Raw genomic sequence first — 15,547 nt, 5'->3', positions numbered from 1 at the left:
ATGGAGCACTTTTATGCTCCTAAAGGGTATCTGTGAGATTATTTCACGCGAACGATATTGAATCCGATATCACTGATTGACTCTTGCAGGCTGTCGTTCATCAGTGTCAAGGTAGTGTCGTTAGTTACAACAAAGTACAAAGGTGCACTGCCATCGTTGGGGTTCAGCTTCATAGCTTTGGCTGCCACCGGTTTTTTCTTAGCATCCTTCATCATTTTTTGTACCATTTGCGGTTTGCCCTTTACGGTCATCTTCTTGGTTGTAGGCTGTTGGTTGGCATCCAGATAAGTCATATCCAACGTGTACACCGTATCGTTCGAATCGGCCATCATGTCGAGTGTCAATACATAATTAACAGCAGGAGCAGTCTTTGTAGCAGGAAGTGTACCTTCAAATACCTCGGTATTCTCTACTATAGGCATCATCGAATCGATAGCCAGGCTATCGGCTGCAGCTGTAGCTGCATTGTTTGTTTTTGATTGACAAGAAACCAAAGCAGCTACAACGGCTGCCAATAAAATTACTTTTTTCATTTTTTAAGTGCTTTAAGTTAATATAAAAAGTGAGTTGCTACTCTTTTTCATCTCTTTGTATAACAAGCAACTTATCTACCCTTCCGCGATCCATATCGACCACTTCGAAGTCCAGATTTTTATAAGAGAACAGATCGCCTACCTTGGGAATACGTCCGATAAGATACATGGTTAGTCCGCTCAATGTAGTGAAATCACTCGAGTCGATATCATCATACGATAATATTCTCATCTCTTCCATGAAGTCATCGATATTCATCGAACCGTCCACGAGCATCGAACCATCCTGACGTTTAACGATCTCTTCTTCCTCCGTTTCATCCTCCTCGAGGATGTCTCCAAAGATGCTTTCGGTTAAATCGTGCAAGGTAATAATCCCTTCCGTGCCGCCATACTCGTTAACAACAACGGCAAACTTATTTTTGTTCTTCTTAAACTGCTCTAAAACTTTCTTTGCGTACAAATTCTCGGGGATGAAGAGGGCAGGGCGCACGATATCAGTGAGTCGAAACGGTTTGTCGCTCCCGATAAGCAATATAATGTCTTTCACCGTCACCACGCCAATAACCTCTTTTTGCTCATCGACCAGCAGGTAATTGCTGAATTTCTTATCTTCGATGATGCGTAGCACCTCTTCCATGCTATCGTGCTCGCGGATAAATACGAGGTCTCTGCGGTGTGTCATCAGTTCGTTGGCTCTCTTGTCTGAGAAGCGAAATACGTCGCGTAGCATCTCCGTCTCCTCCTTATCAATTACGCCTTGCTCGGAACTCTGGTAGAGAATCATCTTCAACTCCTCCTGTGTCATGAGCCGCTCTTCGGATTTGAGTCCGATGAGCTTGTTCAGTAGCCGGGTCGATACGCTCAGTAGCCATACGAACGGATAAGAAATTTTGGTAAGCAGCATCATCACCGGGCTTAATAGAATGGCGTATCGCTCGGGATTGCTCAGCGCGATAGACTTGGGCACCAGCTCGCCTACAATGAGCGAAAGGTAAGTGATAACGGCTACGGTAACAATCAGTGCCAGATCGTGTGCATACATGCCGATAGCAGGGATACGGGCGAAGAGTGGAGCTACATTGTCGGCAATAGCCACACCGCCAAATGTACCCGATACGATACCGATGAGTGTGATACCTATTTGGATGGTCGAGAGAAACTTTTCCGGCTCTTCGAGTTGTTTGAGGATGTTACGGGCAGATTGACTGCCCTTGCCCGCCAGTGTTTCGAGGCGTGCCTTACTGGCCGAAACCAAAGCCATTTCGTACATCGCAAAGATGCCATTGAGTACGAGTAATAAAAGAATGATGATAAATTCCATGAAATCGATAAGTAGTTAATATTCGAATGTAATGCCTAAGGTGGGAACCAATGTGCCGCCCTTTTGTTCGATGTACTTCATTTTATATCGCTGTTCGGCAGGGGTGGCATTGGGATTCTCGATTACTCCCGTACTCATGAGAATATCCGGCTGTTTGAAGCTGCTCTTGGTCAGGTTCTGCAAGTCGATGTAGAAACCGAGCATACAGCGTTTGAGGTAGAATGTTTTGTCTACCCGCACATCCAACTGCCCGTAGGCAGGCAGGCGACCGGTGTTGTAGAGGCTATAATCGTAGTAAGGACGTCCTTGTACATCCCACGCCGTTTTGAGCGACGACTTCTCCACATCGTATGGTGTGTAGGGTGCACCGCCAATGGCACTTACCTTCATGCCCAGGCTCCAGTTGTGGGCGAAGTTGTACGTACCGCTCAGGTTTACGATGTATTTATTGTCCCAAGCCGAGGCGATGTACTCGCTTTGTTTATCCTTTCTATATTCGCTCTGAAACACCGTAATGGCCGAAGCCATGTTCAGCTTGCGGGCAATGATCCACTTCACCATCATCTCCACTCCGTACGAACGTCCCTGTGCGGTCGAGGTAAGCAGCTCGTTGCCTATCACCCCGTAGTCGTTGCCCTTGCAAGCGAGCGGAATACCGTCCTCGACCGAGAAGGGCACCTTGTCGTATTGCTTGTAGAATCCTTCCATCGAAATCTCCAGCGTGCTGTTGTGCCAGTTTAGCCCCAAGCTGCCTTGGCTCACACTTATGTAGCGCAACTGTTTGTTCAACAACTTGTCCGTACTGCCCTTGAATCCCAGTGCTGTGTAGGGTGGTAACTGATAGTACAATCCGGCGCTACCACTCAGGTAGAGTTGGTCGATGAGGCGATACGAGAGCGACAGGCGTGGCGAAAGCTGATCGGAGAGCTTATTCATGCGCGACGAATAATTATTGGCATCGGCACGCAGGCCGAGCGAGGTGGTGAAACGCTCGTCGGGCGATACATAGCTTACCGTGCCGAACAGCCCCCAGCGCACAAGGCCGAGTGCCGTATGGTAATCGAACGTCCGGGCTTGATCCTCGATGTACACCTTCTGAAAGGAGGTATTGGTGTATTGGCTGTAATCCAGATTCACCCCCGCATTGACTTTCCAAGGGCCGAAGGTGGTAGCATTCTCGAACCGCAGTTTCGTTTCCTGCTCTACCGAGCGCAGGCGAAGCATTAGGTTGTCGGGTTGTGTCTCTTCGTTGTTCTTGTATTTGGTGTTGCGGTTGTTCATAAAGCTGTGGCTCGCCACGAGCGTTTGCACGTGTGCCCCTGCGTAGTGGCGGTAAACGGCTCCTACGGTAAACGTCTCTTGCTGTATCTTGGGCAGGTAGCTGAGTATGTATTCGGCCTTCTCGCCTTCGAGTTTGGTGTTGAGGCGCATATTGTCGATGCCCGCCAGCCCCAATACGGTAAGCTCGTTGCGTGCATCGAAGCGGGTCTTGATCTTGAACTGCGCATCGGTAAAGGTGGGCAGAAAGGGTAGTCCCAGCATATCGAACAGAAATTGCAGGTAAGATTGGCGTACCGATACAAGGTACGAGGTCTTCTTACCCAGATGCCCGTTCGATGCCAGCGACACCTCCGATGCTCCCAGTGTAGCTTTGAGTGAATTGCGCTCCATGTCGCCGTCGCGCAACTTAAAGTCGAGCACCGAACTGAGCGAATTGCCCATATTGGTGGGGAAAGCACCCGTGTAGAAGTTCACTTCGCGCACCAGATCGGCATTGATAATTCCCACCGGACCGCCCGATGCACCCTGTGTGCTGAAATGGTTGATGTTCGGAATCTCGACCCCGTCGAGAAAGAAACGGTTCTCCGAAGGACCACCACCGCGTACCACCAGATCGTTACGGTATCCTGCTGGTGAGAACCCCACACCCGGGTACGACTGTACGATGCGCGAAATATCGCGGTTGGCACCCGGACTTTTCTCAATCTCCTGCACACCGATGGAGCGCAATCCCAGCGGAGCTTCCACGTTGCGTTTAAAGGGAGAGGCTGTTACCACCACACCTTCGAGCTCGGTGAGGTTTTCTTGCATCTCGATGTCTACGTTCAGGTTGCGTGTCGAAACAATGTATTCGGGTGTGAGCACCGTTTGATACCCCACTGCCGAGGCTTGCAACCGATAGATACCCGGCGGCACGGCGTCGATGGTGAAGTGTCCCTGTGCGTCGGTGGTTGCACCGCGACCCATGCCTACAATCAACACATTGATAAACTCGAGAGGCTGGCGGCTACTTTTCTCAATGACAATACCCTTTATCTGATGGGTAGGTTGTGCCATGAGAGTTGCCCATACACAGCCTAAAAGGAGAGAAAGCAATAAGACTCGTTTCATACGTACGTCAGTTTACTATAATAATAGGTACAAATGTACGTAAAAAGTACTTGATTCTCATTTTTATCTATTATTTTTGTAGGTGTAAACCATTAAACAATAGAACCATGAAAACAGTTCGACTAATAACGTGCAACGACGCCATGCAGGCACACATTCTGCAAGGTGCGCTCGAGAATGAGGGTATCGAATCGGTGTTGCATAACGAGAACCTCTCTTCGCTGCTCAACGGATATGTGAACTCCATAGCCGGAGTCGATATTCTGGTAGCCGAAGAAAATTACGAGGCGGCGATGTTGATATTGAAGAGCAATCAGATGATTCCCGAAGAGTTGAAGCACTGCCCCGAATGTGGTTCGACCGACCTTCAGTTCGGACTGTGCAAGAAGCACCAGGTGCGTACGTTCGGTGCTGCCGTTGCATCGATATTCGGAGGCATCCCTCCCGGCAAAAACCACTGGGAGTATGTTTGCAAGGCTTGTGGCGCTGCATTCGACAATCCGGTCGATGAACACCATCAACCAAAATCACCTAAAGAATTATAAATTCACTCATTCGGATGAAAAGAAAAAGTATATTGTGGTTTTGCCTGCTGTGTCTGGCATTGCCCTTGTGTGCTGCTCGTGTAGACACGTTGCAGGTTAAGAGTGCCTCAATGAACAAGGAGGTGCAGGTTGTCGTTATCGCCCCCGATGTGACGTTGGGAAACTCCCCGGTACTCAGTCCGGTGGTGTATCTGCTGCATGGATACGGCGGCAATGCGAAAACATGGATCGGCATCAAACCCGAGTTACCCCGGATTGCCGATGAAAAGGGAATGATCTTCGTTTGCCCCGACGGTAAGCAGAGCTGGTACTGGGACAGTCCCGTCGATAGCACCTCTCGCTACGAAACCTTTATCTCCAAAGAGCTCATAGCCTATATCGACAGTCATTATGCCACCATTGCCGATCGCAAAGCGCGTGCCATTACCGGTTTGAGTATGGGTGGACACGGTGCTCTGTGGAATGCTCTACGCCACAAAGAGGTGTTCGGTGCAGCCGGAAGTACGAGTGGCGGTGTCGATATCCGTCCGTTTCCGCAGAGTTGGAACATGGCCAAGCAATTGGGGGCATTGGCCGATAACCCCAAACGGTGGGACGAGTATACGGTCATCAATCTGGTCGATAGCCTCGTTAATGGCGAACAGGCTTTGATTATCGATTGTGGCGAGGCCGATTTCTTCCTCAACGTAAATAAGAACTTGCACCAGCGCTTGCTCGACCGGAAGATCGATCACGACTTTATCACCCGCCCCGGAGGGCATAATGGTATGTACTGGAATAACTCCATTGACTATCAGATACTTTTCTTTGATAAATTTTTCAAGAGTAAATGACCAACTTAAAAATACAGAGCAACCAAGTATCTATTTGAACCGTGTTATATTTATATTGGAGCTTCGTTAGACTGCTTTGTTTTTCATTGCACCAGTGATTGTGTATAATGACTGGTTGGACTTTAATGTGCCAATCTGTGACTTAGCAGATTGGTGTTATTAAAACCACATCAGTCGTTATTATATTATTTTTTTTCATTAACACATAGTTTACTGGCTTTTATCTCATTACTTATGATACTCCAACTTTTCCCTAAATGTAAGACCAAAATTCTACGCATCATACCTAATCTATTGTAGTAATAACCTGATCTTAATCGCTTAGCAATGATTGCTCCTTTGTCATATACCATACCTTTACTATCAAAGAGAGGACCTGTCTTCTGGTAGTTTTGTAATAGTTCATTAGCTAACCTCTTTTGCTCTGTCATCAACTCTTCGTAATGTTGGCGTATTAATGAACTTAAGTTTCCAACAGTTTTAATATTTAATATATCTAATTCGGACAATAAATCTGAATATTCGTAGTTCCCTTCTGGTTCATCAATGTTTGGAAAATATCTATTCAATAAATCGTGCAATAAGTCAACATTTAAAGCCTCCTTACTATTTTCAATATAGGAAATTGCTACAATCTCTTTTTTATACTCATCTCTTTCAGTCAAAACCCTTTCAAACTCTAAATCAACTGTCTCTAAAAGGGCTGATAATCGTCCAATAGTTCTTTTAAGTGGTTTTGGTACATCAACTTCATTTTTGTATTGAAACATATGCGATGCTTCAGACCATGCATGCTGAACTAAGGTACGAATTTGAATTTCACATTTTAATTCTTTAAATGGAGCTAAAGTTGGCACTCTTAGCCATTCTTTTTGTAATTCTACAATTTCATGAATTGACAAATAACCAAATTGATTTTCCTCTAATCGGTCTTCTGTATTGTATTTTCTCACCACTAGAAAATATTTTTCTATTAGTTCGGTAACCCTGATCAAATCACGTTTAAATAGAAGTATTAACCGAATACCAATCAAATCTTGCAGCTCTAATATTGTTTTCTTGACAGTAAATCGCCCTTGCTCGCATTTATTGCGTATTGAATCCCACGATTTAGTTCTAAATTGTATAGGTACAGCTAATTTTATTTCATTATCATCTAATAATTTTGTTATTTGCCGAGTCACTTCAATTGAAAAGTTATCGCAAAGTGTTCTCAATAGAATATATTCTTTTTCTAGTTCTTGTATATCAATAGGTTTAGACATATATCACTTATCTTTTGTTAGTATAGCAAAGGTATCAATTTTTCCGTAAAAGAGATATACTATTGTGAAAAATATGTTTGAAAAAAGGAAGCTGACCGATCATATAATCACGAACACTATTATGTAAATCAAAACTATACTGTTTGTTGGTATAGCTTATGTTTTTAGTTCCGTCATTAACGCCTGCGTAAAAAATGGCTACAACAAAAAGCGCTCGTGTACATAGTGTTTAAAATCAACTCCTACATTGTATTCGTCTCCTACATGCAATTCGCCAAAGTGTGTGTAGCCTACAGAAATGCCGAATTGACTAACATCTTTTTGAGCAAATAAGAAAGTGTGGCATATAAATAAAAATAAGATGGGGAATATAAATCGCTTCATACTGATTATTTTATTGAAATTAAATTATGTACAGATGTCGTATCTGTACGAAAGTAAGAAATATTAATTTTTCGAATACTTAGTTTACGTCAAATTCAAATATATTACTTATATGGTAAGTCGTACCAAGAGCATCTTCGTAATTTACTTTACAGTTTTCAATATTATCGGCACCGTTAAATTACACTTTCTAGCTAGCAATGGTTACTTTGAATTCTAAAACTCAAAACCAACTCTTGCCACTAATGAATGAAGGAAGACTTTCTCGTTAAACGCATTAAATGGAGATCCGTAGTTACGAATAATGTCACTGCTTTGCAAAAGATAGCCTACTCCTAACTTTAAAGCGTTATATTCTGATATTCCCCAACGGAAGCCGATTGTTGGGCTGAAATAGACTCCCTCTTTGGGTAGAAAATCTTCACGTTGAGTGTTGATATTATAACCCACACGTATACTTGTATAGGGAGTAATTGTTTTTTTTATGAAAGTAGCTTCAACATCTGCAAAAATCGGTATAGTAACCCGATTGCTAAGTTGCCAGAGCTGAATACCTGTGCCAATTCCTGCAGATAACCGATTATTAAATTGGTATCCATTTACAATTAAGAATTCTCCACGATTATGGGCTGTTTCTCCTGCTCCAGCTGCAAAACCTAATTCAATACTTCCTTTATAGCCTTTTAGCGGAACAAATTCTTTGATTTGGGAATAGCAACCCAAAGTAATCAATGAAAAGGTAATTACTATATAAATCTTTATCATTTCAATATTGTTTTTGACCAACTTCGAACTCAAACATATTTTCTTGTGATCTAGCTACCGGATAAGTCGTATTGATATTGTCTTCCCAGAAAACGTATTGTGAGCCAATTTCGTCACCACCTTCTATCTTAAAGCTTAAATCATTAAATACTTTAATCTTGAAACCATTATCTCGCTCTGCAAATATGTATTTCATTTTAGTAGTTTTTGCGAGAGGAACCCATCTTACAACGAACCAATTACCATAATTATCACAAGGATTTGGTTTGCGCCTTTTACCAGTATACCAATTATCTTCCCCCATAATAACACTTATAGATGTAGATTCACCTAGTATAAAATCCTTGAGTGAACCTTTATTATGAAAATAAACCTGACATTCGACTTCTGGTTTTCCTCTGACCCAACTTTCAACATCGCGTATAGCATTGCGTGATGCAAATTTAGCTCTGGTTATAACCTCATAGCTATTTCTATCGTTTTTATCTCTTTTACTGGTACGGGAAAACATCGGTACTGCTGGAGCAGTGTAATCATACGCTTCCGGTAAGTAATATGAATGGTAAGTTGTTGTAAAGAACGGTAATTGGGAATTGATTTTGCTGAAACTGCTCCTATTGGTAAATAAAGAGATGCGCTCATTAATGCCAACTACCATAAAAGGAGTTTCTGGCTCTTCTTTTGTAGAAAGCTCTATGATTTCCCCTTTCTTGTTAAAGGCTTTTACAATTGTATCTTTGCTATCATCAAAATCTGGATGAAGAATCACTGTTAGGAAATCGTTTTTGCTAAAATCCTGATCATCGGGCATATAAATGTGTAGTAAAGGCACGTCTCTTTTAAAACCATCCACCAATGTCATAAATTCTTCTATACTAGATGGCTGCCCACCTGAAATTTGATTAGCAACGGCTGTTAGAAGATTAGTTCTATTTCTAGTTGAAGAAATCGCCAATGCCTGTGCCAACAAAATGTCATAATCTCCATCTATTTGCTTTTTCGCTTCTTCTTGTAAGATTTCTAGAATAGAAGGGTCTTGGATGGCTTTGTTCAAGAGTTCCGCCATCTTATTTACATAATAACTTTCCTTACTGCCTGTAGACTCCGTCACACTGTTTCCGGGGCTAGGCTCGTTAGATAAATTCTCTTCATTTTGACAGCTGAATAATCCCAAGGCAAAGTAGGCCATAATACACAGAAAGATGTTTTTTTTCATAAATTTCTTATTAGAATGATGCAACAAAAATACACAAAACTTCAAAGATCAATGTTTGAAAAGGTCTTTTTTTGCTTGCATTGAAGTGCATGTAATTTGCTTATTATTAATTTGTTAAGGTGTGTGTGATCTGCTCTTTTCTTGTAAACCCGTAATGTCGTTATTGTAAGTAGTTAAAACACTAATATAAATGGATTTTATATTTATTTTGAACAGGCTAAACTAAAGTCTGCATCAGCAAACAATTCTGCCAATCCAGATAGTTGCTTCAGGCGTAACAGCTCGTCTTTATCCATGCCTAGATGTTTATTTATCCAAGCATCGGACATGCCTGCCTTGCTAAGATCACCAACCAGTTTTGTCATTAGCTCGATGGTGTGCACTCCTCTTGCCCTATTGTGCCGGATGGTTGATGCCATGCGATTTGATATATCTTTTACAATGATGGCTACAGGTAGTAATCCTCGTTCTCTTTCGTAAATGCGTTTGGACTGTAGCATTGTTATATATCGGTGATAACCGTCAACCAACTCATAAATATCTTCTTCTTCAATATAGTAGCAGACGCAAGGCATCGTGTATCCATCTTCCCAAATGGAGAGCTCCAATAACTTTTGCTCGGGTGGCATTACAACGTTAGGGTTGTATGCATTCGCTCTAACTTTCTCTACGGGGATAGCTTTTATCTGGTAAACAGGGCTTTCATATTCTTGTCTTTTCATTTTTGGGGGTGTTATTCGTTAATTTTATAGCATGACATATATATTCGTTGTGCTTGGCGTCTAAGGGTTACTTCTTTCTTATTAGGGGAAAACCCCATGTATTTGCAACAATGGTCATTTTTCAAAACACAGATACACATTCGTTTATAGGAAGGAAGTTCTCTGAACTCAGGTAGATCGATATCATCCTGATATTCCATTCTCACCGGGCGTTTGGATGTATTGTAATTACTCCTTTCTTCTACATGGATTGGAATGTTTTTAGCACGTAGTTTGCGTATGGTTGCCTCATTTAAACACCCACCCTTTTCCTTCCAGAACAAGATGCTCACTGATAACTTTTTTAGGTAATTCTCTCGCGCCTCCTGAGGTAGGGTATCTAATAAAAAATAAAGGTAAGACTTCCAAGTCATTCCTTTAGGTAGTTTAATACGCTTCCAACCTAATGCAGAAGTCCCTCCATAGATTCCCGCAAAGTTTACTCCATTTACCCGGCAAAGCATTTTGCCCCATGTTTGAGGGTCGATGACTCGATACAGGTTGAGGCTGCTGATTGCCTGAGAAATAAAAGGACTGGCTACTCTTTGCTTGCCTAATGGTATGCCCGCCTGATAATAGAGGTCGTACAGACGGTTATAATCCCACTTGAATCGTCCGTTGGCCGTCCATATATCCGTAGTGAGCCAATCGTATATGGGATAAGCATTGTATGCTCCTTCATCAAACCTTATTATCCAGCGAGCTTTTCCGTTCCAGCTAAAGGGACCACCGTAAATACTTCTCCATCGGTTATAGCTCTCTTGCGTACGGATACCTACGAGGCAGCAAATACTTCCAATACCTTTTCGTATACGTAGCCAAGAGGCAAAGCGATGCTGAAATTCATAATCCCACATATCTTCATGGTAAAAGTTGAAATCAGACTGCGTATAGGCTTCACAAGGCATCTGGCGTACCCATAACTCTTTTTTATTCTCCTTCCAAGGACGCCAATATTGCTGAAACATGGAGGTACAAGAGGATACTTTGACCGGAACACAGACGCGAAATATCTCTAAAATATCCTTGTTAGAAGAGAATACCCGGTTTATATATTCTGTTGTGAAGCTGTATTGCGCTTCATAGTCAAAATGAAAGACACCTAGCTTTCTTCCGGGAGAAGGGTGTGTCCGAAGATAGTCTATACATAGATTTAAGAGAACACCGCTGTCCTTCCCCCCGGAGAATGATACGTATATATAATCAAAGGTTTTGAAAAGATAGTCTAATCGTTCTTTTACCGCGTCATATACGGTTCTTTTATGGCTTTTTCTCATTATTAGTGGTTTTTGAGTGTTTCAAACTCATTCTGACATAGTGCTTTAATTCTCTTAGGACTGTAAATCCACAGGAAGCAAACACCCCTTTATCGCGTATATGTACCGTTGCGTTATATATCGCTTGTAAGCCAAAACTGGAAATAACTTCTTGGAGCAGCATTTTCAAATGTTCTTCTCTCATTCTTGGCGAAGGCGAGGCATAATAGTTGTCTATTTTAAACCCAGTGTCTCTATGCTCGACAGGCATAAATGCAATAACTTGATTACTTTCGTACAGAACAAACCAAACGTAGGACGCAGAGGTTTTGAAAGGATAATTGTTGTTCTGTCTGAGTATATATGCATTCATTATCAAAGGAGCAACTGCTAAGTACAATTGCGGCTCTTTCCCCCCAATTTTAATTATCTTTTTCATCATATATATGTTTTAGGTTTTAAATAATCAAATCTATTGTTAGGCTAATAAACGATCTAAGAGTTAATAGAGGTGGTTTTGAAAAGAAGCGCATCTATTACCTCGTTTGGCAATGATGCGCTTCGCCATCTAATACATTAACTTAAACGCGAATGGATATGAAAGTCCGCGATTCGCATCGAGGTTCATTCATTAACAAAAAGCATCTTTATACATTTTGTACTCGGATGCAGTACAAAGATAGATCATTTATCGCAATCATCCATTTGTAAGAGCTAATAAGAATTTCTATAGATGTTTTTTAATATTCTGTAAATTAGTGTTTTATGGTTTGTTCTTCTTCGCTTTTCTTGTAAGTGATAGATACTAGCTTGTATTGCATATTGTAGACGCACGAAATTGGGTATTAATCCATATTTTGATAAAGAAAAGAAGCGCATTCATTGCCTCGTTAGGTAATGTGATGCGCTTCTAAGCAAAAACACTGAATTTGAGAAACAAACGTTAATATATGCGCCCGCGATTCACATCGAAGTTCGCATATACAAACAAGACCCGTTAAGTCTTGTTTTTACTACTATTGTGCCTATTAGGTATAGACAAAGATAGGTCATTTGCTATTAATACCACTTTGTAATAGTCTATATTTTTGTTGCTTGTTGTTTTGTTTAATTACTTGACTCATATTGTGTTATGATTTGATTTTTCGTATTTTTCTTGTAAATGATTCAGTTAGGAGTGATACATGTATTTTAATGCTTGCTATTCTGTTGTTTAGTGATAAGTATACTTTTGTCTACATCTGAACTTAACAAGAAGGTACTCACTGCTTTTATGCTTAGATTGCAGCAATGACAGATATGTAAAAAGCGCATCTCTTGCCTCGCTTGGCAAGTGATGCGCACATGAAATTAGATGATAATGAATATATGAACGTTTGCGATTCACATCGTCCGTGTCATATGGGCAAGAATATCGTATTAAAAAAGAGTTCTTGCTTTGTTGATGAGAAATTTTGCTTATCTTAATTTTTCGCTTTTTTCATGATCAAAGTGATAATACGCTTTAATAGTATGTTGATAAAGATAAGAATACTTTTACGAATACTCATTTGTAAGGGTCAATAAATATCAGATTCTTGTATTTGTAATAAGTTGATTTATATGTATTTGTGCGTTCTCTTAATGCTTTTTTCTTGTAAGAATTCAAATGTTGGTGATATATCTACTTTTATAGAATAGTTTGTCTTGCTTTATTACGTTTAGAGGATCATCAAAGAAGCGCATCATTGCTGGATAAGCAATAGATGCGCTTCGAGCGAACAACTGAACTAACATAGTACATGACTATTTCTGATACGCATTGACCATCCCAGTAGACAAGATCATTTGTGTAGACTCCGTCTAAAGGTGGTTAAAAAAGAATGTAAGGATTAGGTATTCTATTGAGTGAATATCTCCGTTGCATAAAAGTGATATGCTCTCTTTTTGGCACGAAGAAAGTACACTTAGTATCATTATGATAATAAAGAGCATAAACCATCCGCCAACTAGCCAAAAGAAACGGCTTTGTTCTTTGTCTTTTCTAGGCCATTTTCTCCTTTGATTATGATTGATTTGTTTTTCTTTCATTTGTTTCCTGATTTGATTATAGCTTTTCGCATTAATCCAATGACAACGGTGTAGTTGAACCAACGATAACGGTGTTGTTGGGTCAATGACAATGGTGACGCTAGATTAACTACACGGGTGTGGGGTTATTCAAATGGATTTTCGGGAGTATCATCTTCTTCATCGATATCGTCTCGTCCTACAGTAATCACTTTGCTAACGCTGCGTGGTTCTTTTAAGAAATTCTTGCCTCCACTGTATTGGGTGGTGACTTTTAATTCATACTTACCCGTTTCTAGATTCGTTGGTAGTAACACGATGAGTTGCGATGGGTTATTGACTACGATCATATCTTCGGGTAGTTTTGTTTCGATTCCTTGGCTGTTGATCAGTGTAACACCGACTAAAGAGTCGCTCCCAGCAATTTTTAGCATACGACCCATAAGTGCAAGGTTGCGCCCTGCTGTACATGTTCCGTCTTCAGCGCGGGTTGAGGTATCTTCGCTTCCAGCGATATACATTCGATTAGCCTTTTCTCCTAGAATCTGCACATGGGTTTTTGCGATGGCTTCTCGCAGTTGCTTACCTTGGGTGATTGATATGTAAATGGCATTTTTCTCTGGATTCCATTTTCCTTGCTCTATTACTCCGGTAATTTTGGGAGCTGCATAAAATAGACCGGTGTTTACATTATATCCACTGAGTACGAGCCTTGTAACAACGCGTTGAAACAGATCTGTGACGTGACGAATTGTCTCTTCTCTCAAACCGGTGTCTTCGGCTTTCATTTCTGCATAGATACCTGTAAGCGAAATACTTCCTACCGTTTCTGGTATTAATATTTTATCTTCTTTATTATCAATACTAATGCTGTTGTCGGCTATCCATGCTTTTAGAATTGTTTCCATATAATTGATTTTAGATTATTAATGTAATATCCCTCAGTCTATCTTTTTATTGCCATGGCGTATAAACTTTAGGGCTCGTTTAAATCACTATTAAAGTTCTCTTCTATTTTGGTACTTATTTTTACAGTATTGCCTATGCCACCGAATATCAGATTCTCGACACTGATCATTGTTTGATAGTTTTGCCGTAATGGTATACCGGCTGGGATTTTACGAATAGTTGTGCCCATCTTTGAACTTTCAAAGGTCAATTGCAACTCTCCGAGTGTAAATCCCGATGACGATGCTAAAATATAGTCAAAAAAAGCAACATTCATATCGGGATATAAAGTAGAGTTTATATATTTGCGAGGAGTTCCCTCAATTTGGGCTTTATATTCTCCTGAAACCTCTTGACTTAATACATTAAATATTCTTGGGATACTATATGTGGCTACCATTTTCTCAGCATTATTTATGGATGTTGTTGTGGCGGAGATTTTTTCGGCAACAGTCAATTCTGCAACAGCGCGGCGAAGGGTTATTGAACCCATGTTTACTATGTTATCACCCGTTGGCGGAATTAATTCACTAAAAAATGTCAGGAAATAAGTTGTGCATATCATTGATTATTAGTATTTTAATGGTGATCAAACTATTAATATACAGCTCAATTATGCACAACTTATATGCAATATTCGCTAAATTTCTTGATATATGCAAGATGTTTTCTGCTGATTTAGTAAACGAAAAAGGGAATATACCTCGCAGAGGAGTCGTCCCGAAGTTCTCTGACTTAGAAGTGATCAGTTTAAGCCTTGCTGCCGAATCAATAGGCATAGATAGTGAAAGCTTTTTGTTTTCTAAATTAAATGAATACAAAGATGATTTTTCTTCTCTCATATCCCGTCGTCAATATAATGATCGCAGGAAGCTCACTATCGGCTTATGTAATCAGGTGCGTGAAAGAATTGCATCAAAAGTTGATGGTGGAGAAGCTATTTTCTGTATTGATTCTATGCCAATTGAAGTCTGTCGTCCCATAAGGTCAAAACGTTGTAAAATGGGAAAGAATAATTATGATAAAGCTCCCAATTATGGCTATTGTGCTTCACAGGGTAAACATTATTACGGATATAAATTACATTCTCTCTGTGGGTTGAGCGGTGTCATACACTCTTTTGACCTGACAAAGGCGAGTGTTCACGACATTCATTATTTGAAAGACGTAAAGTGTAACTTTCAGAATTGCACCATCATCGGTGATCGTGGATATATTGGAGCAGCCATACAACTTGATTTATTTGAAAAAGCTAATATCAAGTTGGAAGTTCCATA

Annotated in this window: 15 protein-coding genes; 3 read left to right on the top strand and 12 right to left on the bottom strand. The window is 40.8% G+C overall.

The features are described 5' to 3' along the window. Positions 1-38 precede the first annotated feature (38 nt). Genes TY03_RS03115 through TY03_RS03105 form a run of 3 tightly spaced genes read right to left on the bottom strand, consistent with a single transcriptional unit; the run spans position 39 to position 4,248 of the window. Positions 39-533, bottom strand: a complete 495-nt coding sequence (locus TY03_RS03115; protein ID WP_042367385.1) for a copper resistance protein NlpE N-terminal domain-containing protein — start codon at positions 531-533, stop codon at positions 39-41. 37 nt (positions 534-570) lie between these two features. Then, entirely contained in the window at positions 571-1,857 is a 1,287-nt protein-coding gene (locus TY03_RS03110; protein ID WP_042367382.1) for a hemolysin family protein, read from the bottom strand. A gap of 15 nt (positions 1,858-1,872) precedes the next feature. Then, on the bottom strand, positions 1,873-4,248 hold the full coding sequence (locus TY03_RS03105; protein ID WP_042367380.1) for a TonB-dependent receptor: 2,376 nt from the start codon (positions 4,246-4,248) through the stop codon (positions 1,873-1,875). A 107-nt stretch (positions 4,249-4,355) separates the two neighbouring features. Here TY03_RS03105 and TY03_RS03100 point away from each other — a divergent pair, with 107 nt between their 5' ends. Continuing rightward, entirely contained in the window at positions 4,356-4,793 is a 438-nt protein-coding gene (locus TY03_RS03100; protein WP_042367378.1) for a putative signal transducing protein, read from the top strand. A 14-nt stretch (positions 4,794-4,807) separates the two neighbouring features. Next, positions 4,808-5,626 (top strand): alpha/beta hydrolase, encoded by an 819-nt coding sequence (locus TY03_RS03095; RefSeq protein ID WP_042367375.1) that lies wholly within the window; start codon positions 4,808-4,810, stop codon positions 5,624-5,626. Between the two features lie 185 nt (positions 5,627-5,811). On the opposite strand, the gene TY03_RS03090 is transcribed toward TY03_RS03095, so the two are convergent. From TY03_RS03090 to TY03_RS03050, 9 genes are all read right to left on the bottom strand, one after another. Then, entirely contained in the window at positions 5,812-6,891 is a 1,080-nt protein-coding gene (locus tag TY03_RS03090) for a GTP pyrophosphokinase (protein ID WP_042367373.1), read from the bottom strand. A gap of 198 nt (positions 6,892-7,089) precedes the next feature. Beyond that, positions 7,090-7,275, bottom strand: a complete 186-nt coding sequence (locus TY03_RS21385; RefSeq protein ID WP_052332379.1) for a hypothetical protein — start codon at positions 7,273-7,275, stop codon at positions 7,090-7,092. A 216-nt stretch (positions 7,276-7,491) separates the two neighbouring features. Continuing rightward, the gene (locus TY03_RS21380; RefSeq protein WP_052332378.1) at positions 7,492-8,040 is read right to left on the bottom strand and encodes a hypothetical protein; all 549 of its coding nucleotides are present in this window, start codon (positions 8,038-8,040) and stop codon (positions 7,492-7,494) included. A 1-nt stretch (position 8,041) separates the two neighbouring features. Next, entirely contained in the window at positions 8,042-9,256 is a 1,215-nt protein-coding gene (locus TY03_RS03075) for a hypothetical protein (RefSeq protein WP_042367370.1), read from the bottom strand. 203 nt (positions 9,257-9,459) lie between these two features. Next, positions 9,460-9,978: an IbrB-like domain-containing protein gene (locus TY03_RS03070; RefSeq protein ID WP_042367367.1), complete on the bottom strand. Its 519-nt coding sequence runs from the start codon at positions 9,976-9,978 to the stop codon at positions 9,460-9,462. An 11-nt stretch (positions 9,979-9,989) separates the two neighbouring features. After that, positions 9,990-11,294, bottom strand: coding sequence for a DUF3440 domain-containing protein (locus tag TY03_RS03065; RefSeq protein WP_042367365.1), 1,305 nt, complete (start codon positions 11,292-11,294; stop codon positions 9,990-9,992). Further along, the gene (locus TY03_RS03060; protein WP_052332377.1) at positions 11,278-11,715 is read right to left on the bottom strand and encodes a hypothetical protein; all 438 of its coding nucleotides are present in this window, start codon (positions 11,713-11,715) and stop codon (positions 11,278-11,280) included. Before TY03_RS03060 ends, TY03_RS03065 begins: the two co-directional genes overlap by 17 nt. A 1,753-nt stretch (positions 11,716-13,468) precedes the next feature. Beyond that, positions 13,469-14,230, bottom strand: a complete 762-nt coding sequence (locus TY03_RS03055) for a DNA-binding domain-containing protein (protein ID WP_042367364.1) — start codon at positions 14,228-14,230, stop codon at positions 13,469-13,471. A gap of 68 nt (positions 14,231-14,298) precedes the next feature. Then, positions 14,299-14,763, bottom strand: a complete 465-nt coding sequence (locus tag TY03_RS03050; protein ID WP_148335572.1) for a hypothetical protein — start codon at positions 14,761-14,763, stop codon at positions 14,299-14,301. Between the two features lie 44 nt (positions 14,764-14,807). Here TY03_RS03050 and TY03_RS03045 point away from each other — a divergent pair. After that, on the top strand, positions 14,808-15,547 hold a 740-nt coding region (locus TY03_RS03045), incomplete at its 3' end, for an IS982 family transposase (RefSeq protein ID WP_042369061.1).

This window comes from Bacteroides neonati, from assembly GCF_000499785.1.
Taxonomy (GTDB): Bacteria; Bacteroidota; Bacteroidia; order Bacteroidales; family Bacteroidaceae; genus Bacteroides; species Bacteroides neonati.
The sequence above is the reverse complement of the archived record's forward strand: the minus strand, read 5'-3'. Positions and strand labels throughout refer to the sequence as shown.

Bases quoted from the DNA above. Each gene is read 5' to 3' on its own strand.
- TY03_RS21385 (WP_052332379.1), bottom strand. From the start codon at position 7,275: ATGAAGCGATTTATATTCCCCATCTTATTTTTATTTATATGCCACACT.
- TY03_RS03055 (WP_042367364.1), bottom strand. From the start codon at position 14,230: ATGGAAACAATTCTAAAAGCATGGATAGCCGACAACAGCATTAGTATT.
- TY03_RS03115 (WP_042367385.1), bottom strand. From the start codon at position 533: ATGAAAAAAGTAATTTTATTGGCAGCCGTTGTAGCTGCTTTGGTTTCT.
- TY03_RS03070 (WP_042367367.1), bottom strand. From the start codon at position 9,978: ATGAAAAGACAAGAATATGAAAGCCCTGTTTACCAGATAAAAGCTATC.
- TY03_RS03090 (WP_042367373.1), bottom strand. From the start codon at position 6,891: ATGTCTAAACCTATTGATATACAAGAACTAGAAAAAGAATATATTCTA.
- TY03_RS03065 (WP_042367365.1), bottom strand. From the start codon at position 11,294: ATGAGAAAAAGCCATAAAAGAACCGTATATGACGCGGTAAAAGAACGA.
- TY03_RS03110 (WP_042367382.1), bottom strand. From the start codon at position 1,857: ATGGAATTTATCATCATTCTTTTATTACTCGTACTCAATGGCATCTTT.
- TY03_RS03050 (WP_148335572.1), bottom strand. From the start codon at position 14,763: ATGGGTTCAATAACCCTTCGCCGCGCTGTTGCAGAATTGACTGTTGCC.
- TY03_RS03105 (WP_042367380.1), bottom strand. From the start codon at position 4,248: ATGAAACGAGTCTTATTGCTTTCTCTCCTTTTAGGCTGTGTATGGGCA.
- TY03_RS03060 (WP_052332377.1), bottom strand. From the start codon at position 11,715: ATGATGAAAAAGATAATTAAAATTGGGGGGAAAGAGCCGCAATTGTAC.
- TY03_RS03100 (WP_042367378.1), top strand. From the start codon at position 4,356: ATGAAAACAGTTCGACTAATAACGTGCAACGACGCCATGCAGGCACAC.
- TY03_RS03095 (WP_042367375.1), top strand. From the start codon at position 4,808: ATGAAAAGAAAAAGTATATTGTGGTTTTGCCTGCTGTGTCTGGCATTG.
- TY03_RS21380 (WP_052332378.1), bottom strand. From the start codon at position 8,040: ATGATAAAGATTTATATAGTAATTACCTTTTCATTGATTACTTTGGGT.
- TY03_RS03075 (WP_042367370.1), bottom strand. From the start codon at position 9,256: ATGAAAAAAAACATCTTTCTGTGTATTATGGCCTACTTTGCCTTGGGA.